The sequence below is a fragment of the Janibacter cremeus genome (genome assembly GCF_029395675.1).
GTDB classification, from domain to species: Bacteria; Actinomycetota; Actinomycetes; order Actinomycetales; family Dermatophilaceae; genus Janibacter; species Janibacter cremeus_A.
In genome coordinates, this window is sequence record NZ_CP115184.1 from 474,830 (window position 1) to 490,609 (window position 15,780).

General features: G+C 72.8%; 15 protein-coding genes and 1 riboswitch. Of the genes, 12 read left to right on the top strand and 3 right to left on the bottom strand.

Going from position 1 to position 15,780, the window contains the following annotated elements; all coding sequences use genetic code 11:
• Positions 1 to 101: 101 nt before the first annotated feature.
• The gene (locus tag O9K63_RS02140) at positions 102 to 533 is read left to right on the top strand and encodes a hypothetical protein (protein ID WP_277240156.1); all 432 of its coding nucleotides are present in this window, start codon (positions 102 to 104) and stop codon (positions 531 to 533) included.
• Here the strand turns inward: O9K63_RS02140 and O9K63_RS02145 are convergent.
• Positions 530 to 2,035 carry a carboxyl transferase domain-containing protein gene (locus tag O9K63_RS02145; RefSeq protein ID WP_277240157.1) on the bottom strand — a complete coding sequence of 502 codons (1,506 nt, stop codon included), beginning with the start codon at positions 2,033 to 2,035 and terminating at the stop codon, positions 530 to 532. The two genes, O9K63_RS02140 and O9K63_RS02145, sit on opposite strands and share 4 nt — an antisense overlap.
• Before the next feature lie 53 nt (positions 2,036 to 2,088).
• On the opposite strand from O9K63_RS02145, the gene O9K63_RS02150 reads away from it, so the two are divergent.
• The 9 genes from O9K63_RS02150 to O9K63_RS02190 all read left to right on the top strand — a co-directional run bounded on the left by O9K63_RS02150 (position 2,089) and on the right by O9K63_RS02190 (position 12,172).
• Positions 2,089 to 2,445, top strand: coding sequence for a hypothetical protein (locus O9K63_RS02150; RefSeq protein WP_277240158.1), 357 nt, complete (start codon positions 2,089 to 2,091; stop codon positions 2,443 to 2,445).
• Positions 2,432 to 2,851 (top strand): hypothetical protein, encoded by a 420-nt coding sequence (locus O9K63_RS02155; protein ID WP_277240159.1) that lies wholly within the window; start codon positions 2,432 to 2,434, stop codon positions 2,849 to 2,851. Before O9K63_RS02150 ends, O9K63_RS02155 begins: the two co-directional genes overlap by 14 nt.
• 74 nt (positions 2,852 to 2,925) lie before the next feature.
• Positions 2,926 to 3,039: riboswitch (SAM riboswitch) on the top strand.
• Between the two features lie 17 nt (positions 3,040 to 3,056).
• Positions 3,057 to 4,376, top strand: coding sequence for a bifunctional o-acetylhomoserine/o-acetylserine sulfhydrylase (locus O9K63_RS02160; protein ID WP_277240160.1), 1,320 nt, complete (start codon positions 3,057 to 3,059; stop codon positions 4,374 to 4,376).
• Positions 4,377 to 4,449: 73 nt separating this feature from the next.
• The gene (locus tag O9K63_RS02165) at positions 4,450 to 4,746 is read left to right on the top strand and encodes a hypothetical protein (RefSeq protein ID WP_277240161.1); all 297 of its coding nucleotides are present in this window, start codon (positions 4,450 to 4,452) and stop codon (positions 4,744 to 4,746) included.
• Positions 4,747 to 4,757: 11 nt separating this feature from the next.
• Complete coding sequence (locus O9K63_RS02170; RefSeq protein ID WP_277240162.1) at positions 4,758 to 5,009, top strand: hypothetical protein; 252 nt, start codon at positions 4,758 to 4,760, stop codon at positions 5,007 to 5,009.
• Between the two features lie 12 nt (positions 5,010 to 5,021).
• Complete coding sequence (locus tag O9K63_RS02175) at positions 5,022 to 5,921, top strand: hypothetical protein (protein ID WP_277240163.1); 900 nt, start codon at positions 5,022 to 5,024, stop codon at positions 5,919 to 5,921.
• Positions 5,922 to 5,964: 43 nt separating this feature from the next.
• Positions 5,965 to 7,227, top strand: a complete 1,263-nt coding sequence (locus O9K63_RS02180) for a GNAT family N-acetyltransferase (protein WP_277240164.1) — start codon at positions 5,965 to 5,967, stop codon at positions 7,225 to 7,227.
• Between the two features lie 79 nt (positions 7,228 to 7,306).
• Positions 7,307 to 11,161 (top strand): ATP-dependent RNA helicase HrpA, encoded by a 3,855-nt coding sequence (gene hrpA, locus O9K63_RS02185; RefSeq protein WP_277240165.1) that lies wholly within the window; start codon positions 7,307 to 7,309, stop codon positions 11,159 to 11,161.
• Between the two features lie 96 nt (positions 11,162 to 11,257).
• Positions 11,258 to 12,172, top strand: a complete 915-nt coding sequence (locus O9K63_RS02190) for a proteasome assembly chaperone family protein (protein WP_277240166.1) — start codon at positions 11,258 to 11,260, stop codon at positions 12,170 to 12,172.
• 21 nt (positions 12,173 to 12,193) lie between these two features.
• Here O9K63_RS02190 and O9K63_RS02195 read toward each other — a convergent pair whose 3' ends face one another.
• Positions 12,194 to 12,634, bottom strand: a complete 441-nt coding sequence (locus O9K63_RS02195) for a hypothetical protein (protein ID WP_277240167.1) — start codon at positions 12,632 to 12,634, stop codon at positions 12,194 to 12,196.
• A 96-nt stretch (positions 12,635 to 12,730) separates the two neighbouring features.
• Positions 12,731 to 14,386, bottom strand: a complete 1,656-nt coding sequence (locus tag O9K63_RS02200; RefSeq protein WP_277240168.1) for a DNA polymerase — start codon at positions 14,384 to 14,386, stop codon at positions 12,731 to 12,733.
• Between the two features lie 115 nt (positions 14,387 to 14,501).
• Here O9K63_RS02200 and O9K63_RS02205 point away from each other — a divergent pair, with 115 nt between their 5' ends.
• Both O9K63_RS02205 and O9K63_RS02210 read left to right on the top strand, forming a co-directional pair.
• On the top strand, positions 14,502 to 15,245 hold the full coding sequence (locus tag O9K63_RS02205) for an EcsC family protein (RefSeq protein ID WP_277240169.1): 744 nt from the start codon (positions 14,502 to 14,504) through the stop codon (positions 15,243 to 15,245).
• Positions 15,246 to 15,284: 39 nt separating this feature from the next.
• Positions 15,285 to 15,698 (top strand): YkvA family protein, encoded by a 414-nt coding sequence (locus tag O9K63_RS02210; RefSeq protein WP_277240170.1) that lies wholly within the window; start codon positions 15,285 to 15,287, stop codon positions 15,696 to 15,698.
• The last annotated feature ends 82 nt before the right edge of the window (positions 15,699 to 15,780 follow it).

Here is a 15,780-nt window from a genome sequence, read left to right on the forward strand (position 1 = left end):
CGGCTGATCGTGAACGTGCCCCGAGGTGCGAGGGAGGAGCCGCGACGGGCTCTGTGGAAAAGCTCGCGGCGGCTCCGCCCGACGTGGCCATGATGAAGGGCATGACATTCGAAGACCTGCCCGGTGACTGGCCCACCCGACCCCTGACCGACACCACCGTCGCACCTGACGTCGTCGACCTCGTCGTGCGCGAGAGCGACCGCGAGGGCGGGTGCCTGAGCATCCTGCTGTGCGGCGAGAACCACCGCATGCTCCAACCGGTGGCGATCACCGACCTCGACGCGGAGCCGCACGTGCTGCACCGGGAGCTCCTCGATACGTTCCTCGGTCATCTCGGCGAGGAGCTCGGCGGCATCGTCATCGCGATCGGTCGACCCAGCGGACTCCAGCCCGACGACGAGGCGCGTGCCTGGCACGAGGCAGCGATCGCCTCCTGCCGCGAGCACGGGGTGCCGCTGCTGGGCACCTACCTCGCCACCGCGCACGGCGTCGTCGAGATGCCGGTGTGGGACGAGCTGCGGGCCGCGGGCTAGAGCTGCCCGTTGATCTGCTCGGTGATCGCGGTGCCGATGCCCGAGGCGAAGCCCTCCGGGTCCTCGTGCGCGGCGGGTGACTCCGGGACGATCACGTCGACGAGCCCGTCCTGCAGCATCTGTGCCGCACCCACCCGCTGCCGGGCCGCGAGCAGGGGAGCGTGGTCGATGTCCTTGTACAGGATCGCGCTCGCACCCTCCGGCGGCAGCGGCGACAGCCAGGCATTGCTCGAGGCGATGACCCGCCGCGCGGGCAGCATCGCCAGGGCGCCCCCGCCGGTGCCCTCACCGAGCAGCACCGAGACGCTCGGGACGGTCAGCGAGGTCATGTCCGCGATCGAGCGGGCGATCTCGCCGGCCAGCGCGCCCTCCTCCGCGTGGGGGGAGAGGTCCGCACCGGGGGTGTCGATGACGGTGACGAGCGGCAGCCCGAGCTCGGTGGCCATCCGCATCCCGCGGCGGGCCTCGCGCAGCGCGGCCGGGCCCATCGACTCGGCGACCTGGTAGCGCCGGTCCTGCCCGACGAGCACGCACGAGCGGCCCCCGAAGGACGCGAGCGCCAGCATCACGCCCTTGTCCAGCTCCCCGTAGCCGGTGCCGTTGAGCGGGATGACGTCGTCGGCGGCGTACCGCAGCAGCTCGCGCACGCCGGGCCGGTCGTCCCGGCGCGTCACCGTGATCGCCGACCAGAGCGCGTCGACCTCCTCCTGGGTCGGCTCCGGCCGGGAGACGAAGGGGGTGACCCGCCAGACCGGGTCCTCCCCGTCGGCCGCGGGGGAGCCCGGGGAGGCGTCGCGCGCCTGCGGGTGCGTGTGCCCCTCGGTCGTCGCGGACAGCAGCGTCAGTGCGCGCGCGGCGATCCCGGCGAGCTGGTCGGTGGGTACCACGGCGTCGACGATCCCCTTGTCGACGAGGTTCTCCGCGAGCTGCACCCCTTCGGGGAAGGGCTGCCCGTTGACCGTCTCGTAGACGACCGGCCCGAGGAAGCCGATGAGCGCCTCCGGCTCGGCGATCGTCATGTGCCCCAAGGACCCCCACGAGGCGAAGACCCCGCCGGTCGTGGGGTGGCGCAGGTAGACGAGGTAGGGCAGGCCGGCCGCCTTGTGCGCGACGACGGCCGCGGAGATGTCGACCATCGTCACGAAGGCCGGGGTGCCCTCCTGCATGCGCGTGCCACCACTGGCGGTCGCGGCGATGAGGGGAAGGCGCTCGGTCGTGGCCCGCCGGATCGCGGCGACGATCCGACCGGCGGCCGCCCGGCCGATCGAGCCCGCGAGGAAGCGGAACTCCCCGACGATCAGCGCGGCGTCGTGGCCGTGGATCCGGGCCGAGCCGGTGAGCACCGACTCGTCGGTGCCGGCCCGCTCGGCGGCACGGTCGAGCGTGTCGAGGTACGCCTCGTCCAGACCGTCGAGGTCGAGGGACTCGTCCCAGGAGACGAAGGTGCCCTCGTCGACGACCGTGTCGATCAGCTCGTGGGCAGTCAGGCGACGCGAACTCATGCCGTGATCGTCCCAGTCCCGGCGCTCGGTAACCTTGCGCCGTGCTTGTGCCCTTGACCACTGTCGTGATCGTGGCCGTCGGCGTGCTCGGGGTGATGGCCCTGGTCTACCTGCTGATCAACCGCCTCGTCGACGACGCCATGCTGCTCGTGACCGCCGTCGTCGAGCTGTCCCTGCTCGTCCTCGTCGTCGCCAGCGCCATCGCGCAGGGCAGGGTCACCGGCACCGGGCAGGGCGCGACGATGCTCGCGTACGCGCTGACGCTGCCGCTCATCCCGCCCGCAGTCGTCTTCATCGCGCTGAAGGAGAAGACCCGCTGGTCCATGGGGGTCGTCATCGCCGGCGCCTTCACCGTCGGTGTCATGGCCTACCGCATCCTGCAGATCTGGGACGTCCATGGCCCCGCCTGACGTGCGGACCGGCACCGGCCCGGGCCGGGTCGTCGTCGCCGTCTACGCCGTGCTCGCGCTCGCCGCCACCGGCCGCTCGGTCCTGCAGCTGACCCAGTACCTGGACCGGGCGCCGCTGGCGTACGTGCTCTCCGCGCTGGCGGCGGTGATCTACATCGTCGCGACCGTGGCCCTGGCGAAGGGGGGACGCACCGGCGCCCGGGTCGCCACCGGGGCGATCCTCGTCGAGGCCGTCGGGGTGCTCACCGTGGGCACCCTGTCCTACCTCGTGCCGGAGCTCTTCCCGGACAAGACGGTCTGGTCGCACTACGGAGCGGGCTATGCCTACGCGCCGCTCGTGCTCCCCTTCGTCGGGCTGTGGTGGATCCGCAGGGTGCGACGGGCCCGCCGGGGCGCGGGGGACTGACGGGGGACGCCCCCTTCGCCCGGGAGGTGAGACACCCTCCGCCGGACCACGGGGCGTCTCATATGCTCTGGGCAGGTCTTGAGTGCCAGCGCACAGCCCCGGCTAGCTGGCCGGCAACCCTCCTCCGCGGTGGGGTGCCCCGGGAGACGACCAGGTCCGTGGCAATCCGTCACGGTCAAGCGCGCACCACACCAGGAGCACAGACATGTCCGACCCGACCACGTGGAACTTCGAGACCAAGCAGATCCACGCCGGCCAGGCACCCGACCCGACGACCGGCTCGCGGGCGCTGCCGATCCACCAGACGACGTCCTACGTCTTCAAGGACACCGAGCACGCGGCAAATCTCTTCGGCCTCAAGGAGCTCGGGAACATCTACACGCGGATCATGAACCCGACCCAGGACGCGGTCGAGAACAAGATCGCCGCGCTCGAGGGTGGCGTCGCGGCGCTGATGACCGCCTCGGGCATGTCCGCGACCAGCCTCGCGCTGATGAACATCGCCGAGGCCGGTGACCACATCGTCGCCAGCGCCGCGCTCTACGGCGGCACGGTCAACCTCTTCCAGTACACGCTGCCGAAGTACGGCATCGAGGTCACCCTCGTGGAGGACCCGAGCGACCTGCAGGAGTGGAAGGCCGCGGTCCGGCCGAACACGAAGGCCTTCTTCGGGGAGACCATCGGCAACCCGAAGGACGTCGTCCTCGACATCGCCGGCATCGCCGACGTCGCGCACGAGGCCGGGGTCCCGCTGGTCGTGGACAACACGATCGCCACCCCCTACGTGCTGCGTCCGATCGAGCACGGCGCCGACGTCGTCGTGCACTCCGCGACGAAGTTCCTCGGGGGCCACGGCACCTCGATCGCCGGCGTGATCGTCGACGCCGGGAAGTTCGACTACGCCGCCGACCCGGAGAAGTTCCCCAACTACAACGAGCCCGACCCGAGCTACCACGGCCTGCGCTTCGGCCCGGACCTCGGCGTGAATGGCGCCATGGGGGCCAACCTCTCCTTCATCCTCAAGGCGCGGGTGCAGCTGCTGCGCGACCTCGGCCCGGCCGTCTCGCCGTTCAACGCCTTCCTCATCGGACAGGGCATCGAGACGCTCAGCCTGCGCATGGACCGCCACCTGGACAACGCCCACAAGGTCGCCGACTACCTCGGTGGCCACGCGCAGGTCGAGAAGGTCACGTGGGCCTCGCTGCCGAGCAGCGCCAGCCACGAGACCGCGCAGAAGTACACCCCCAAGGGCGCCGGCTCCATCCTGTCCTTCGAGATCAGCGGCGGCCTCGAGGCGGGCAAGAAGTTCGTCGAGGGCCTGGAGCTGCACAGCCACCTGGCCAACATCGGTGACGTGCGCTCGCTCGTGATCCACCCCGCGTCGACGACCCACTCGCAGGGTCCGGACGAGGACCGCCTCGCCGCCGGCGTCACTCCCGGCCTGGTGCGCCTCTCGGTCGGCCTGGAGAACGCCGACGACATCATCGCCGACCTCGAGCAGGGGTTCGCCGCCGCCAAGGCCTGACCTCGATACATCACCCCGCGGGGCCTGTGGAGAACTCCACGGGCCCCGCGGCGTTCTTCCCTACGGTGTCCGCATGGGTGACGACGGGATCTCGATCGACGGCGAGGGCATCGCCCGCCTCGGGGAGCGGCTCGGGGACATCGCAGACGGACTCGAGGATGCCGCGGCGCGGACCGCGGAGACGGCCGTGTACGGGTTCCCCTCCGGCACGGGCGAGCGGGCCCTGGACGGCGTCCTCGGCGACCGGGAGCTGGTCCGGGTCGAGGTGTGCGGCACGCTGCGGGCGCTGCGGGACCTGGCTCGGCACGCCGGCGGGTGCTTCATCAGCACCGAGCAGCAGGTCGACCTGCGCTTCCGGGGCGGCTCCTGATGGCGTTGCGGATGTTCCACACCGAGTTGGGGGACCCGGCCCTCCTGCGCGCCCGGGCGTGGAGCCTGCGAGCCCGGGCCGACGCGATGTGGGAGGCGGCCGCGCGGCTGCACGAGGTCTCGACGAAGGGGGTGTGGGAGTCGCCGTCCGGCGTCACCTTCGCCTCGCGGGTGGACGAGTGCCCGCAGACCCTGCACCGGCTCGCGAGCACGCTGTCCGACGCGGCGCAGGTGATCGAGTCCTACGCGGACCTGCTCGCCTAGTCCCAACGCGTCATGCGCATCGAGCGCGCGGCCTACGAGGAGCACGTGGCGACCTCGGACGCACTCGAGGCCCAGCTGGCGCACCTGTCGCCCGAGGACCCGCGGTACGCGCAGGTGGACCGGCAGTGGCGCGACGCGGCCGACGAGCGGGAGCTCGCCAAGCGGCGCTACGAGCGCGAGGGCGAGCAGGCGACACTCGACGAGGAGACCGTCGCCCGGCGTCTGGACGACATCGGGGCCGATGCGAGCGACCCGTGGGGCTACGACTTCTTCGAGGGGTTGAGTGATCTCGGTCAGAGCCGGACCGTCGACAACGTCCTCACGGACTTCGTGCCGCATCTGCGCCTGCTCGCACTGCTGCAGTTCGGCGACCCGATCGGCAAGCTCGGTCTGCGTGCCTTCTACGGCCAGGGCAGTTACGCGGGCGCGGCGAAGGCCGCACGAGAGACCCTCTTCAACGTGGTGAAGACCCCCATGGGTGCCGGTGCCAAGGCCGACGATGCCGCCCGGAGGGCGAGCCGCGCGAGCGAGACCGCCGCGGCGAAGGCACGCCACGGCAATACCGTCGGAGTGGCCGGGAGCGGGACGAAGCGCCTGCGGCACAAGGCCGGGACCAGGGTCAGGCAGACGACGACCCAGGCCGGTGTGCGCGCCAAGCACCTCGCGCAGGATGGCTTCGAGCACGCCACCGGGACCCGCCTGATCAGCGACATGACCTCCGACTGGGCAGCCATCGCGGGGGCCGGCCACGTGACGAAGGGGGCACACATCCTGAGGTACTCGGTCGCCGCGGCGGACACGGTCGACGGCACCGTCCGATCTGCGCGCACGACGGCAGGCCTGCTCAAGCCCCTCGCCAGTACGGACGCGCGCAGGGACCGGCGCGAGGCCCGGGAGAAGGCATCGCGCTGAAATCCGTTGCGCCCCTGCGTCCGACCGGTGGAGGATCGAGCGCATGACCTCTCGCGTGACCGTCCACCGGATCGACCCGCAGGACCCGGCCGGGGCCGAGGCGGTCCTGGACCTCGACCAGCTCGTCTGGGCCGACGACCTGCGCACCCCGCGCGAGGCCGCGCTCGCCGACACCCCGACCAGGGCGGCGTCGATCGCCCGGGCCGACGGTGAGGACGCCGGCATCGCCGCGTCCTGGGACGTCGAGCTGTCGATCCCCGACGGTGACATCGCCTCCCTTCGTCCGGTCGAGGGCCTGACCTGGGTCGGGGTGCACCCCGACCACCGGCGCCGGGGTGTGCTCACCGCGCTCATCCGTGAGCACCTGCACTGGACGCGCCACGAGCAGGGTCGTGCGATCAGCGTCCTCAAGGCCTCCGAGCCGGGGATCTACGGCCGCTTCGGCTACGGCGTCGCGAGCTCGACGATGATGTCCTCCTTCTCGCGGGGGACGACCTTCGCCGCCCCACCGGCCGTGCGGGCGCTCGCGGACGCGACGACCCTGCGCACGACGACCGCGAGCCACAACCAGGGCAGGCGCTGGCACGAGCTGGCCAGGGAGTGCGCCCGCACCGGCGCCGGACACGTCGTGCGCAGCGCGCAGGACAGCGAGCGGCTCCTCGTCGACCACCCCGAGAGCCGGGGGAGCCGCGAGCCCGCACGTCTGGTGTGGGCCACCCGGGACGGGCGGGACGTCGGCGTCGCCCACTTCCACCGCTCGCCGAAGTGGACCAGCGGCACCCCCGCCGGCACCGTCGGCGTCTTCTTCCTCCTCTCCGCGGACGCGGGTGCCCGACTGGCGCTCGCCGAGCGTCTGGTCAACATCGACCTCATGGCCACCACCGAGTACTGGGTCGCCCCCGACGACGTCCTCGCCCTGTGGCTGCCGTCGCCGCGGTCCGTCGGTGGCAGCGGCACGACCGACAACCTCTGGCTGCGCCTGGTCGACCTGCCGGCCGCCGTCACTGAGCGCGGTCACGCCGCGGACGTGGAGCTCGTCGTCGGGGTGCGCGACGCGATCCTCCCGGACAACGCCGGCAGCTGGCGCTGGACCGCCACCGGCGGCACCGGCGCCGTGAGCCGCACCGACGCCACGCCGGACGTGACCCTCGACATCGGCGACCTCGGCGCGGTCTGGCTCGGCGGGCAGACCCTCGCGGCACGGACCGCGGCCGGCTTCGTCGCCGAGCACCGCCCCGGTGCGGTGGCCGAGCTCGACGCCGCCCTGCGCACCGCGGTCGGCCCGGTCGGGACGATCGACTTCTGACGTCCCTTCGAGACGCTTGCTTCGCAAGCTCCTCAGGGACCGTGGGGCGGGGATCGAGGTGGAAGATATCGTGCTGACCATGACCGCCCCTGTCCGTGAACCCGTCGCGGCGGCGGACCTGCACTACGCGGAGGAGCTGCCGGTCGTCGCCCGCAAGGACGACATCGCGCAGGCGCTGCAGGAGCACCAGGTCGTCATCGTCGCGGGGGAGACCGGCTCCGGCAAGACCACCCAGCTGCCGAAGATCGCCCTCGAGGTCGGGCGCGGCACGACCGGCCAGATCGGGCACACCCAGCCCCGCCGCATCGCCGCGCGCTCGGTCGCCGAGAGGATCGCGGACGAGATGCAGGTCGAGCTCGGGGAGCTGATCGGCTACCAGGTGCGCTTCGCCGACCACAGCAGCGACGCCACCGCGGTGAAGGTCATGACCGACGGCATCCTGCTCAACGAGATGCAGCGCGACCGGGAGCTGCGCCGCTACGACACGATCATCATCGACGAGGCCCACGAGCGGTCCCTGAACATCGACTTCATCCTCGGCTACCTCAAGCAGCTCCTCCCGCGCCGACCCGACCTGAAGGTCATCATCACCTCGGCGACGATCGACCCGGAGCGCTTCGCTGCCCACTTCGCCGACGCGAGCGGCGAGCCCGCACCGATCATCGAGGTCTCCGGCCGCACCTACCCGGTCGAGGTCCGCTACCGCCCGCTCGAGGACCCCGAGAAGGACGGTGACGACGGCGAGAAGAGCGGCGGCGACTCCGACCAGGTCACCGGCATCTGCAGAGCGGTCGAGGAGCTGTGGACGGAGCCCGATCCGGGCGGCCCGCGCGACGTGCTCGTCTTCCTGTCGGGCGAGCGGGAGATCCGTGACGCGCAGGAGGCCCTGACCTCGATGCGGCTGCCCGACACCGAGATCGTCCCGCTCTACGCGCGCCTGTCCGCCGCCGAGCAGCACCGCGTCTTCTCCTCGCACGCCGGACGCCGGATCGTGCTGGCCACCAACGTCGCCGAGACCTCGCTGACCGTCCCCGGCATCCGCTACGTCATCGACGTCGGCACCGCCCGCATCTCGCGCTACTCCCAGCGCACCAAGGTCCAGCGTCTGCCGATCGAGCGCGTCTCCCAGGCCTCGGCCAACCAGCGCGCCGGCCGCTGCGGGCGCATCGCCGAGGGCATCTGCGTGCGGCTGTACTCGCAGGAGGACTTCGAGTCGCGCCCGGAGTTCACCGACCCCGAGATCCTGCGCACCAACCTCGCCAGCGTCATCCTGCAGATGACCTCCCTCGGCCTCGGGGACGTCGCGCGCTTCCCCTTCGTCGAGCCCCCGGACGCCCGCCAGATCACCGACGGCGTGCGCCTGCTGCAGGAGCTGCAGGCCTTCGACACCGAGGGCACGGTGACCGCGGCAGCCAAGAGCGCGAAGGGGGACCGCCGCGGGCGTCGCGGCGGTGGCCGGCGCCTCACGCCGACCGGGAAGACGCTCGCCCGCCTGCCCGTCGACCCGCGCCTGGGTCGGATGCTCATCGAGGCCGACCGCCTCGGGTGCACCACCGAGGTGCTCGTCATCGTCGCCGCGATGTCGATCCAGGACCCGCGCGAGCGCCCGGTCGACAAGCGCTCGCAGGCCGACCAGCAGCACGCGCGCTTCCGCCAGGAGGGCTCGGACTTCGCCGGCTGGTGGCACCTGTGGACCTATCTCAAGGACCAGCAGAAGGCGTTGTCCGGCAGCGCCTTTCGCCGGATGTGCAAGCGCGAGTACCTGCACTACCTGCGCATCCGCGAGTGGCAGGACCTGCACGCCCAGCTCAAGCGGGCCGCCAAGCAGCAGAAGCTCGACACCCGCCAGCGCACCGCCGCCCGCGACGCCGACCCGGACTGGGACACGATCCACCAGGCCCTGCTGACCGGCCTGCTCAGCCACATCGGTCTGCGGGACGAGGACAAGCGCGACTACCTCGGCGCCCGCGGCGCCCGCTTCTCCATCCAGCCGGGCACGACGAACTTCCGGCGGCAACCCCCCTTCGTCATGGCGGGGGAGCTCGTCGAGACCTCGCGGCTGTGGGCCCGCTCCACCGCGCGGATCGACCCGGTCTGGGCCGAGCGAGCCGGTGCCCACCTGGTCAAGCGGACCTACTCCGAGCCGCGCTGGAGCAAGAAGGCCGCCTCGGTGCTCGCGACCGAGCGGGTGACCCTCTTCGGCGTCCCGCTCGTCGTCGGCCGGCCCGTCTCCTACGGGAAGATCGACCCGGTCGTCAGCCGTGAGCTGTTCATCCGGCACGCGCTCGTCGAGGGCGACTGGGACGGCCGGCACGACTTCCTCACTGCCAACCGCCGGCTCGTGCGGCGCCTCGAGCAGCTCGAGGAGCGGGCCCGCCGCCGTGACCTCCTCGTCGACGAGGAGGACATCGTCGAGTTCTACGACGAGCGGGTGCCGGCGGAGGTCGTTTCCGGGGCGCACTTCGACTCGTGGTGGAAGAAGGCCCGGCACGAGCAGCCCGAGCTGCTCACCCTCACCGAGGAGCGCCTCACCCGTACCGGCGCCGAGGCGGTGAGCACGAGCGACTACCCGAAGCGCTGGCGCAGCGACGGCATCGAGCTCGCGGTCACCTACCAGTTCGAGCCCGGCCGGGAGGACGACGGGGTAACCGTCCACGTGCCCGTCGACGTGCTCAACCAGCTGACCCCGGCCGGCTTCGACTGGCAGGTGCCCGGGCTGCGCGCGGAGCTCGTCGCCGCCCTGATCAAGTCCCTGCCCAAGGCCACCCGCCGCCACCTCGTGCCCGCCCCCGACCACGCCCGCGCCGCTCTGGCCGAGCTCGACCCGGACGCCGGCACGTCGATCACCAGCCAGCTGTCGACCGTCCTCGGGCGCCGGGCCGGGCTGCGCATCGACGAGGGGGAGTGGGACTGGTCGAAGGTCCCCGACCACCTGCGGGTGACCTTCGCCGTCGAGGACCAGCGCCGCCGGCGCCTCGGCCGGGGCAAGGACCTCACCGAGCTCGCCGAGCAGATGGCCGGCCACCTGCAGCAGCGCATGTCGCGCGCCGGCGCCTCCATCGAGCGCACCGGCCTGACCGGGTGGGACATCGAGGACCTCCCGGACACCTTCACCACGAAGGCGGGCAAGCACACCGTGGTCGGCTACCCCGCCCTCGTGGACGAAGGGGGTTCGGCCGCCCTGCGCGTCCTGCCGGACGAGCAGCAGGCCCGCGCCGCCCACCGCGACGGCGTGCGTCGCCTCCTCCTGCTGGGCACGAGCCCGCCGTGGAAGCGCGTCCTCGCCCGACTGACCAACGAGCAGAAGCTCGCGCTCGCGGACAACCCGCACGGCTCCGTCCCGAAGCTCCTCGAGGACGCCCTCGCCGCGGCCGTCGACGACATCGTCACCCAGCACGTCGACGGGCCGGTGCGCACCGCCGCGGCCTTCGAGGAGGCCCTGAAGGCCACCCGCACGCACGTCGCCCAACGGGTGCTGTCGATCGTCGCCGAGGTCGAGCCGGTGCTCGCCCAGCGCAGCGAGGTGCTGCGCCTGCTGGAGCGGATGACCGCCCCCGCGCTGTCGGTGACCGTCGCCGATGCCCGCGCCCAGCTCGACGGGCTCGTCCGCCCCGGCTTCATCGCCGACACCGGCGTGGCGAAGCTGCCCGACCTGCGCCGCTACCTGCGCGGGATCCTCGTGCGCCTGGAGCGCGCCGCGGAGAACCCGCGCCGCGACGCCGGTCACCAGGAGGCGATCGACTCGGTGGAGTCCGCCTACGCCGACCTGCTCGACGCGCTCAGCCCCCTTCGCCGCCGAGCGCAGGACGTCGTCGACATCGGCTGGATGATCGAGGAGCTGCGGGTCTCCCTCTTCGCCCAGCCCCTCGGGACCGCCCACTCGGTCTCCGCCAAGCGCGTGCGCGCCGCCATCGCCGCGGTGCCCCGGGAGTGACCGGGTCGACTGGTTGCCGGACCATCGGCGCGGGGAATGGGCCGACCACCCGGGTCGTTGACACAATGAGTGCTGAACCGACAAGGAGGAACTGACGTGGCCGAGCGCCTCTACCGTTACGAGGTCGACACCGACCCCGCGGCCCTGGAGCCGGGGCCGATGATCGTCGCCTTCGACGGCTTCTTCGACGCCGGGATGGCCCAGCGCCTGCTCGTCGACCACCTGCTGGAGGTCAGCGAGCCGACCGTCGTCGCGTCGTTCGACGTCGACTCCCTCGTGGACTACCGCTCGCGCCGGCCGGTCATCACCTTCGACGCCAACCGGTACACCGACTACAACGACCCGTCGATGCTGCTCTACCACCTGACCGACCGGGACGGGCAGAGCTACTACATCCTCGCCGGGCCGGAGCCGGACTACCGGTGGGAGGCGGTGATCTCCGCCGTGACGACGCTCATGGACGAGGTCGGCATCTCCCTGGTGGTGCACGCCCACGGCATCCCCATGGCCGTGCCGCACTCCCGCCCCGTCGGCATGACCGTCCACGGCAGCAACGAGCGCCTCATCGGCGAGCACAAGCCGGTCTTCGGCACCGTCCAGGTGCCCGCGAGCCTCGCCGCGCTGCTCGAGATGCGGCTGGGGGAGTCCGACCGCGACGCCGTCGGGTTCAGCCTGCACGTGCCGCACTACCTCGCGCAGTCGACCTTCCACGACGCCGCGCTGACCGCGCTCAACGCCGTCGTCGACGTCACCGGCCTCAACCTGGCCAACGACGCGCTCGCCGAGGCCGCCCGCGAGGGCCGGCTGCAGATCGAGCGCGAGGTGGAGGAGAACGACGAGGTCCGCGAGGCCGTCCAGGCGCTCGAGCGCCAGTACGACGTGCACCTGCGTGGTCTCGAGCGGCCCAGCCTGCTCGCCGGGGAGGGCCAGGACCTGCCGTCGGCGGACCAGCTCGGCGCGGAGTTCGAGGACTTCCTGCGCACCCGGGACGACTCCTCCGACTCCAAGTAGACGGAGGCGGTACGCGCCTGCTCAGGTGCCGGCTGCTCGGCCGGCACCGCCCCGTCGTGCTGCCCAGACGGACAGGGCGAGCAGGCACAGGGCGACGCTGAAGAAGCTCCACTCGCCGTGCAGTCCGATGTTGTCGGGTGAGAACACGCGGCGCCCAGCGGCGTCGGCGACGAACGAGATCGTGGCGCCGACCAGGGTGACGGCGATGAACGCGAGCACGGTGTAGCCCACCCGTGCCGCCCCCTCGTGCCCGGCGCCCACGTGCACGGCCACCGCGGCCAGGGTCAGGACCATCGCGCCGAGACCGATGAAGAACAGGATCGAGTCGAGCGGCTCGATGTGCGAGTTGGTGATCGTGATGATCGCGATGTCGACCACGAGCGCCACACCCGCGATCGCACCGAGGACCGCGATGGCCCGCAGCGACCCGAGCCCGAACTCGTCGGCGTCAGCTGTGGCCACCCCGGGTGTCCAGGCACCTCTCCGGTGAGTCCCCATGGACAGATCCTCCTCCGGCGACCGATGCCGCACAAGGGTGCGAAGGAGGCGCCGCGGTGATCATTTCGCCTCGGACCACCGACGCACGATCGAGGTGTCGGCGACGAAGCGCACCTGCTCGCCCCCGAGCCAGCGCCGCGCCGCATCCGTGAGCGCCCGGTCGACCGCGGCGGCGGCCTCCTCGGCGTGCTCCTGTGGCACGTGGACGAGCAGCTCGTCGTGCAGGCACAGCACGATCCGGGAGCGAAGGGGGCGCACCGCCACCCGCACGGTCGCGGCCCAGGCCTTGAAGAGCTCGGCCGCCGACCCCTGGATCACGGCGTTGCGCGCGAAGCGCCCGCGTGCCGAGGACACGGCATCCTGGTCCTCGCCGCCGGGGACGTCGGTGCGCACGAGCCGGCCGCCGAAGGTCACCACCGGCTCCCCGCGCCGGCCCGCGTCCTGGGCGCGCTGCAGGTGCGCCATCGCCACGGGGTACTCCCGCTCCAGCCCGCGCAGCGCCTCGGCCGCCGGGCCGGAGCGCTGGCCGTACATGGCCGCGAGGACCGCGATCTTCGCCACCGAGCGCTCCACCCCGAGCCGCGCCGCCACCGGGGCGTAGAGGTCGTCCGCGCGGGTCGCGGCCGCGAAGGCCCGGTCGCCCGAGACGGCGGCGAGCACCCGCGGCTCGACCTGCCCGAGGTCGGCGCGGACGAAGACCCAGCCGTCGTCGGCCGCCACCGCAGGGCGCAGCTCGGCCGGCAGGTTGTGCAGCCCGGCCTGCGCGGTCATCCGGCCGGCCGCGCCGTCGCAGGCCTCCCAGGCGCCGCGCAGCCGGTCGTCGGCGCCGACGTGCTCGCGCAGCCACCGCCAGCCGTAGGTCGTGGCGATCCGCTCCTTCCGGCGCCACTCGAGCAGCGCCGGGACGAGCGGATGGGCATGGACCTGCGCCTCGAGGACCCACTTGCGCGTCGACGGCACGTCCACCCCGGCGCGGGCGAGCATCGACTTCACCTGGGCGGGGTTGCGCAGGTCGACGTGACCCGTGCCGGGCAGCGCCGCGAGGACCGGGGCGTCACGCACCCGCCGGGACTCGAGTTCCTCGGCCACGTCGTGCGGCTCCGGGCCGGCCGCCTCGGTGACCAGGTGGCTCGCTGCCGCGCGGTCGATGGGCAGGCCGGCGGTCTCGAGCTCGACGCACAGGACCGCGGCCGCCGACTCGGCGTACGCCGTGGCGAGCGCCCGGGGACCGGCGGCCGACCTCCCTTCGCGCTGGTGGTGGGCGACCTGCCGGGCCGCGTCCGCGAAGGCCGCGCAGCGCTCCGGCGTCGTCAACCACGCACCGGAGACGGCGTCCGCGCGCAGGTGACCGTCCGGGCGGACGAGGTCCTCCGCGGGCAGCTCCTCGGAGAGCAGGTCGAACAGGTCCCCGGTGGGCGCGCTGGGCACCTCGTGCGGGTCGAGGCCGTGGACCGCCGCCCAGGCCAGCTCGGGTCCGGCGGCCCAGCCGCCGTGGGTGAGTCGGTGCACCTCGGCGACGTCCCACGTGCGGTCGAGGCGGGCACCGGCGCGGATGGCCGCGGCGACGGCGTCGGCCGACCAGGTGACCCAGCGCACGGTCGGGTCCAGCGCGGCGACGAGCGCCTCGACGTCCGTGGTGGGCACGGCAGGGGAGTGCGGCGGCAGCACGGCGCCGACACCGTCCACGCCGACCACGACGGCCCCGAGATCCTCCACGGGCAGCGAGGCTACCGGCGTGGGCCGACACTCCTGCCCACGCACGTCCCCGGCGCCGGCGGCGTGGCAGGATCGGGACCGGACCACCGGTCGCACCACACACGAAGGGCGTCACATGGGCTTCATCACGGACATGTTCGGCCGCGGTCGGGGCAGGCACGCGTCCCGGGACACGCGATCCGCCCTCGAGCAGGCCCAGGACCCGCAGGCCTCGTCGGGGACGGTCGTCACGCTCGTGCAGAACCTGCTCGACGTCGGCATCGACGGCCGCGGCCCCTTCGACTCCGCCGTCTCGGTGGCGGAGACCGCGCTGCTCCGGGCCGGCGGCAACGCCGAGAGGGCCATCGACGACATCGTCGGCAGGCACGTCAAGCTCGCCGGCGCCCACGGCTTCGTGACCAACCTCGGCGGCTTCACGACGATGCTCGTCGCGCTCCCCGCCAATGTCCTCGGCTTCTACGTCCTCGCCACGCGCATGGCCGCCGCCGTCGCCCACGTGCGCGGCCACGACCTGCAGCGGCCGGAGGTGCGCTCCGCCGTGCTGCTCAGCCTCGTCGGCGCCGACGCCCAGGACCTGCTGGCGAAGGCCGGGATGGTCGCCCCGGGCGGTCGCCTCGCGACCTTCGCGACGCAGCGGCTGTCCGGACCGGCCCTGATGGTGGTCAACAAGGCCGTCGGCTTCCGCATCCTCAGCCAGGCGGGGAAGGGGGTCTTCTCCCGCTTCGGCAGGGCGGTCCCGGTCGTCGGTGGCGCCGTCGGCGCGGGGCTGGACGTGTGGTTGCTCAATCAGCTGGCCGACCACGTGCGCGCGGAGTTCGCCGCGGAGGCCGCTCCGGGCATCGAGGGTCCCACCGCCTGAGGAGTAGCCTGCGTGGTGTCCACCACCCGGAGGTGACCGATGCCCATCGGCCCCAGCACGTACCGAGCCGCCCGACTCGCCCACGCGATGCACGAGGCCTCGACCGCCCCCGGTGCGCCGGGCCTGTGGGCCCGCGTGCGCGCCGTCCCACGCATGGTCCGGGCCGTGCGCTCCGGGCGGTACACGGGCCTGACGTCGACGCGGCTGATGATGCTGCTCGCGGGGGTCGGGTACGTCGTCTCCCCGGTCGACCTCGTCCCGGAGGGATTCCTCCTCGCGCTCGGGCTCGTCGACGACCTCCTCGTCATCGGGTGGGTCGCCACCGCGCTCATGCGTGAGACGGAGGACTTCATCGCCTGGGAGCGCGGCGCGACCGCGTGGGCCGGGCAGCGGGCGCGAGGTCAGGACCGGCCCGAGGGGCGGACGGTGCCCTCCCACGTCGTCCCGGACTGACGCCACCCACAAGCTCTTCCGCGTGCGACGCACTACCCACAGGCGGCGAAGGGGGCGCCCCCCGCACCGACGATCATCGGCA